Source organism: Micromonospora maritima, assembly GCF_902825405.1.
GTDB classification, from domain to species: Bacteria; Actinomycetota; Actinomycetes; order Mycobacteriales; family Micromonosporaceae; genus Micromonospora; species Micromonospora maritima.
Genome location: NZ_CADEAU010000441.1, coordinates 1 through 4429, shown reverse-complemented (window position 1 = coordinate 4429; position 4429 = coordinate 1). Strand labels below are relative to the sequence as shown.

The window sequence follows — 4429 nt, the reverse complement described above, 5'->3', positions numbered from 1 at the left end:
AGCGCGGCGGCCAGCCCGCGGTCCCGCGCGGTCGTCACCGGACCGACCCGCCGGGCAGCTCGGCGACGGCGTCGGCGAGCTGGCAGCCGGTGGTGACGCCGCACTCGACGAGCCGGTCGAGCTGGTGCGGGGTGACGCCGCGTTCCAGGTCGGTGGTGACCTCGCCGCAGACCTGGGCCGTCCCGTCGTCGGCGACGTGCACGTACGCCTTGGGCCACAGCCGGTCGTGGTTCCAGGTGTTGCAGAACGCCTGCAGGTCGGGCACCCGCTCGATGCCGAACCGGTACGCGGTCACGGTGCGGACCTGGAGCAGCTCACCGGCCCCGCCCCGGCGGTGGAACCAGATCAGGCTCCGCTCCCAGCGCCCGGCCAGCGCGCCGTCGGGCTCCTCGGCCACCGCGTACCCGCGGTGGGTCAGCACGGCGGCGATCAGCTCGTCGGTCAGCGGCCGCAACGCCTGCGGGTGTCCGGCCAGGGGACCGTCCGGACCGTCCTCGATCTCCGGCGACGCCATCGGGCATCCCTTCTGAGGCGAATAACACAAACGACGGTCCGATCCGTGCTGCGACGCGCGGACACGACCCGGAAAAGCGGCGTTCCGCCGGGTACCGCCGTTACCGTGACTCTATGGCGGGCCGTACCTCTCAGGCGAGCCGGCGGCGCGGCGCGTCGCCGCGTGGCACCACGAACAACCGTGCGCGCCAACCGGCGAAGAAGACGGCTCGCAAGCCCGTGCGGCGGCGCCCGGCGTCCGGGCCGAGCCCGGCCGCGTTCGTCGGCCGCGCCGTCAACGCGATGTGGATGGGGCTGGCGCACACGGTCGGCTGGGGCTTCCGGGCGGCCGGCCGGCAGGCCGCGTCCACTCGGGACCTGGACCCGGAGCACCGCCGCGACGGCGCCGGTCTGCTCCTGTTCGGCCTGGCCATCCTCAGTGCGGTGGGCATCTGGGGCGGTGGCGCCGGGCCGGTGGGCCGGCACCTGGCCGACACCGTGCGGCTCTTCGTCGGGGCGATCTCCATCGTGCTGCCGGTGCTGTTCATGGTCGGTGCGTGGCGGCTGATGCGCACGCCCGCCGACCCCGAGCATCGCGGCCGTGGGCTGGTCGGCTGGGGCTCCATGCTGCTGGCCACCGCCGCGATGCTGCACATCGGCCAGAACCCGGTCGACGAGGTGCAGCGCGACTACGCCGGCGGCCTGCTCGGCGCCGGGGTGGGCGACCTGCTGAAGTCGGCGGTGACCGCCTGGGTGGCCATGCCGCTGCTGCTCCTGCTGCTGGTGTTCGGCCTGCTGGTGGTCACCGCGACCCCGATCAACAAGATCCCGGAGCGGCTGGGGCTGCGCGCCGACCCGGACGCGCCCGCCATCGAGGAGGAGGCCGCCGAGGTCGAGGCGCCGGCGAAGCCGGCCCGCAGGCGGCCGGCGAAGCGGCTCCCGCCGCCGATGGACCCGCTGGACCCGGACGACGAGTTGGCCGGCGTGGACCTCCAGGACACCATCGTGCTGCCGCGCAAGATGAAGGTGCCGGCGAACCGCAAGCCGGTGGACCCGCCGGAGCACTCGCCGCTGCCGACCCGCGCCGAGCAGCTCGCGCTCACGGGGCTGGCCGGCGACTACACGCTGCCGCCGGCCAACATGCTCGGCAGCGGCGCCGCGCCGAAGACCCGGAGCAAGGCCAACGACGAGGTGATCGCCGCGCTGACCGGCGTGTTCGAGCAGTTCGACGTGGACGCCGCGGTCACCGGCTTCACCCGCGGCCCGACCGTCACCCGCTACGAGGTCGAGCTGGGTCCGGGCGTCAAGGTCGAGCGGATCACCCAGCTGTCCCGCAACATCGCGTACGCGGTGAAGTCGCCGGACGTGCGCATCCTCAGCCCGATCCCGGGCAAGAGCGCGGTCGGCGTGGAGATCCCCAACACCGACCCGGAGAACGTGTCGCTCGGCGACGTGCTGCGCTCGCGGGCCGCGACCAGCGACCACCACCCGATGGTGGTGGCGCTCGGCAAGGACATCGAGGGTGGCTACGTGGTGGCCAACCTGGCGAAGATGCCGCACATCCTGATCGCGGGCGCCACCGGCGCCGGCAAGTCGTCCTGCCTGAACTCGCTGCTCGTGTCCGTCCTGACCCGGGCCACGCCGGACGAGGTACGGCTGCTGCTGATCGACCCGAAGCGGGTCGAGATGACCGGCTACGAGGGCATTCCGCACCTGGTCACGCCGATCGTGACCAACCCGAAGAAGGCGGCCGACTCGCTGGAGTGGGTCGTGCGCGAGATGGACATGCGCTACGACGACCTCGCCGCCAACGGGGTCCGGCACATCGACGACTTCAACCGCAAGGTGCGCAACGGCGAGATCAAGGCCCCGCCGGGCAGCGAGCGGGAGATGCGCCCCTACCCGTACCTGCTGGTGATCGTGGACGAGCTGGCCGACCTGATGATGGTCGCGCCGCGCGACGTGGAGGACTCGGTCGTCCGGATCACCCAGCTGGCCCGGGCCGCCGGCATCCACCTGGTGCTGGCCACCCAGCGCCCCTCGGTGGACGTGGTCACCGGTCTGATCAAGGCCAACGTGCCGTCCCGGCTGGCGTTCGCCACGTCCTCGCTCGCCGACTCCCGGGTCATCCTCGACCAGCCCGGCGCGGAGAAGCTGCTCGGCCGGGGCGACGGCCTGTTCCTGCCGATGGGCGCGTCGAAGCCGGTGCGGATCCAGGGCGCCTGGGTGACCGAGCGCGAGATCGCCGACGTGGTCAAGTTCTGCAAGGACCAGCGGGAGCCGGAGTTCCGCCCGGACGTGCTGGCCCCGGCGCAGGACAGCAAGAAGAAGATCGACGAGGACATCGGCGACGACCTCGACCTGCTGGTGCAGGCGGTCGAGCTGGTGGTCACCTCGCAGTTCGGCTCGACCTCGATGCTCCAGCGCAAGCTGCGGGTCGGCTTCGCCAAGGCGGGCCGGCTGATGGACCTGATGGAGACCCGGGGCGTGGTCGGCCCGTCCGAGGGCTCCAAGGCCCGGGACGTGCTGGTCAAGCCGGACGAGCTGGAGGAGGTCCTGGTCGGCCTGCGCGGCGGCGAGGAGTAGCCGGGTGCACGACGAGGGCCCGCCGGACGATCCGGCGGGCCCTCGTGGTGCTGACGACTGTGGTCAGGCGTTCAGGATCGCGGCGGCGAGGATGAAACCGAGGACGGCGCCGGCGACGCTCGCGACGGCGGCGTACCAGCCGAGCGGCTTGTCACCGAGCACCGCGCCGACGATGCCGAGGATCAGCCCGACCAGGCCGAGGAACGGCACGAAGATCGCGATGGCCGCGAAGACGAAGGCGATGATGGTGCAGATCCGGGCGGCGTTGCTGCGCGGGCGGGCGGTGGCGTGGATGTCGGCCATGGTGTCCTCCGTGAGGTGATCTCTGCCGGTGAGCTGAGGATCACCTACCCCGGCGCGACCGCTGTCCAAACCGGATCAGCCATCGATCAGTGGAAGAGTTTCAGGCCGACCACGCCGGCCACCACCAACAGCAGGCAGGCGATCCGGGGCAGGTTGGCCGGCTCGCCGAGCGCGAGCATGCCGACCAGCGCGGTGCCCACCGCGCCGATGCCGACCCACACCGCGTAGCCGGTGCCGACCGGGATGTCGCGCAGCGCGTACGCCAGGCCGGCCATGCTGCCGACGAGCGTGACGGCGAAGACGGCGGAGGGGAGCGGACGGGTGAAGCCGGCGCTGCGGTCCAGCGCGATCGCCCACGCGGTCTCCAGCAGTCCGGAGAGCACCAGCACGATCCAGGCCATGACGATCACCTCTGACGGGCGGGCCCGGCGCGGTCGGCCGGGCGGCGGTCGGTTCACGCGGGGCGTCTTGGCCTGACCGGGTACGCCCACCACTCGTCCGGGACGACCCACGGGCCGTCCTGGCCGACGCTAGCACCGGACGGGCGGAACCGGAGGCGTGGTGAGAAAGGCCACCATCGCTGGAGTTCACGCGAACTTCAAGTTGCAGGATGGCTCCCATGACCGTGCTCTTCTCCGACGAGGACGTCGCGGCGGCCCTGGACGCCCCGCGCACCGTCGCCGCCATGCGGGACGCGCTGCTGGCCGCGTACGCCGGCCGGCTGATCGCCCCGCCCCGGGCGTCCGCGCCGCTGGGCGGCGGCCGGATGGTGCTCACCGCCGGGCACCTCACCGGCGAGTGGTACGGCTTCCGCTCCTACGACACGTTCGGGCACCCGGAGAGCGGGCAGCTCGTGGTGCTGCACGACGCCACCACCGGCGCGGTGCGCGCCATCGCCGTCGGCGAGGAGCTGGGCTCCCGGCGTACCGGCGGGCTGGGCGGTGTCGCCGTGGACGCGTTGGCCCGCGCGGACGCCGCCACGCTCGGGGTGGTGGGTTCCGGCCGCCAGGCGTGGACCCAGGTGTGGGCCGCCGCGGCGGTCCGGCCG

4 protein-coding genes, 1 pseudogene and 1 riboswitch are annotated in these 4429 nt (G+C 73.0%); of the genes and pseudogenes, 2 read left to right on the top strand and 3 right to left on the bottom strand.

Annotated features, from left to right (window positions below; genetic code table 11):
• Positions 1 to 34 precede the first annotated feature (34 nt).
• Positions 35 to 514 carry a type III secretion system chaperone family protein gene (locus HUW36_RS26595; protein ID WP_174530650.1) on the bottom strand — a complete coding sequence of 160 codons (480 nt, stop codon included), beginning with the start codon at positions 512 to 514 and terminating at the stop codon, positions 35 to 37.
• A gap of 113 nt (positions 515 to 627) precedes the next feature.
• On the opposite strand from HUW36_RS26595, the gene HUW36_RS26590 reads away from it, so the two are divergent.
• Complete coding sequence (locus tag HUW36_RS26590; protein WP_174530649.1) at positions 628 to 3078, top strand: DNA translocase FtsK; 2451 nt, start codon at positions 628 to 630, stop codon at positions 3076 to 3078.
• A 63-nt stretch (positions 3079 to 3141) separates the two neighbouring features.
• On the opposite strand, the gene HUW36_RS26585 is transcribed toward HUW36_RS26590, so the two are convergent.
• Both HUW36_RS26585 and HUW36_RS26580 read right to left on the bottom strand, forming a co-directional pair.
• The gene (locus HUW36_RS26585; protein ID WP_174530648.1) at positions 3142 to 3381 is read right to left on the bottom strand and encodes a hypothetical protein; all 240 of its coding nucleotides are present in this window, start codon (positions 3379 to 3381) and stop codon (positions 3142 to 3144) included.
• Between the two features lie 86 nt (positions 3382 to 3467).
• On the bottom strand, positions 3468 to 3782 hold the full coding sequence (locus HUW36_RS26580) for a DMT family transporter (RefSeq protein WP_099162047.1): 315 nt from the start codon (positions 3780 to 3782) through the stop codon (positions 3468 to 3470).
• A 56-nt stretch (positions 3783 to 3838) separates the two neighbouring features.
• Positions 3839 to 3904: riboswitch (guanidine-III (ykkC-III) riboswitch) on the bottom strand.
• A gap of 96 nt (positions 3905 to 4000) precedes the next feature.
• Between HUW36_RS26580 and HUW36_RS26575 the strand changes: the two are divergent.
• Positions 4001 to 4429, top strand: a pseudogene (locus tag HUW36_RS26575) (ornithine cyclodeaminase family protein); the annotation flags it as partial.

What these genes read in the sequence shown, in the direction of transcription:
- HUW36_RS26595 (WP_174530650.1), bottom strand. Translation starts at nt 514, where the DNA reads ATGGCGTCGCCGGAGATCGAGGACGGTCCGGACGGTCCCCTGGCCGGA.
- HUW36_RS26590 (WP_174530649.1), top strand. Translation starts at nt 628, where the DNA reads ATGGCGGGCCGTACCTCTCAGGCGAGCCGGCGGCGCGGCGCGTCGCCG.
- HUW36_RS26585 (WP_174530648.1), bottom strand. Translation starts at nt 3,381, where the DNA reads ATGGCCGACATCCACGCCACCGCCCGCCCGCGCAGCAACGCCGCCCGG.
- HUW36_RS26580 (WP_099162047.1), bottom strand. Translation starts at nt 3,782, where the DNA reads ATGGCCTGGATCGTGCTGGTGCTCTCCGGACTGCTGGAGACCGCGTGG.